The 1,020-nt window shown below is 65.1% G+C and carries 2 protein-coding genes; one reads left to right on the plus strand and one right to left on the minus strand.

Annotation, left to right across the window (positions count from 1 at the left end; genetic code table 11):
- Positions 1-484: cation efflux transmembrane domain-containing protein (locus tag GTW58_RS13055; RefSeq protein ID WP_168023557.1), on the minus strand; the 484-nt coding region annotated here is incomplete at its 3' end.
- Positions 485-516: 32 nt separating this feature from the next.
- Between GTW58_RS13055 and GTW58_RS13060 the strand changes: the two genes are divergently transcribed.
- Positions 517-1,020, plus strand: a 504-nt coding sequence (locus GTW58_RS13060; protein WP_168023558.1) for a DUF429 domain-containing protein, incomplete at its 3' end; no start/stop codon positions are given.

Here is a 1,020-nt window from a genome sequence, read left to right on the forward strand (position 1 = left end):
CAATGTCCACCAGGACGCCGTTGCGAGCCGACAGGAAAGCTGCCCGGCTCAGGGAGCCGCCGTGTGTGCGGACGCGGGCGATCAACCAGGCGCTGGTTGCATTGATGACCATCGCTCCGAGCGATGCGAGAACTACGGGGGTTACGTCGGGTGCCTCCGGTGCAGTGAATCGCTGAAGAGCTTCCCATGCCGCAAATGCCGCCGGGGTGATGATCACCAAGCTCATGAGCTTGCCCATGACGGCGCGCTTGGCAAGGGGCCAGCCAAGAGCAATGAAGATCAGCAGATTGATCGAGGTGTCTTCGAGGAAATCGACGCTGTCTGCCAGCAGGGAGACGGACCCCGCCCCCAGGGCGACCAGGAACTCGACGAAGAAGTACCCGAAATTCAGGATCGCGACGGCCAGGACCGTACGTCGGACGCGGCTGGGGTCGAAGGCGCTCACCGCGTTGCCGGCGTTCGGGGTGCCTGGGGTTGGGGTCATGTGTCCATTCTCAGGCTCCCGGCTAGCCTGACATGGTGATTTTTGTTGGCATTGACATGGCGGCTGAGGCTCGACGCACCGGCGTCGCCCTCCTGCGTGGTGGCGGGGGGACGGGCTCCCCGGACGGCGTTCGCCTCGGGGCCGACGACGACGGTCTTGTGTCCGCGGTGGAAAGGGCTGATCGGACGGGCGTGGATGTACCGCTCGGGTGGCCTGCTCCGTTTGCGGAACTGATCAGCGCGCACGCCTCAAACTCCCTGTCAGTGCCAGAGTCGACCGGGAGCGACTGGCGCCGCGGGTTGGCACTCCGGGCCACGGACCTCCATGTGTGGCGGCGGACGGGCTTGAAGCCATTGAGTGTTTCAGCCGACCGGATAGCGTATCCAGCTCTGCGCTGGGCCGGACTCGAAGCGCGACTGCGAGACAGCGGCGTCGATGTATCACGTGATGGTTCCGGCGCGATCGTCGAGGTCTATCCGGCAGCTGCGTTGCGTTGCTGGTCGTTGCCTCACCGCGGGTACAAGGGGCGGAAGAAC

Origin of the sequence: Kocuria subflava, from assembly GCF_012163155.1 — a bacterium.
GTDB classification, from domain to species: Bacteria; Actinomycetota; Actinomycetes; order Actinomycetales; family Micrococcaceae; genus Kocuria; species Kocuria subflava.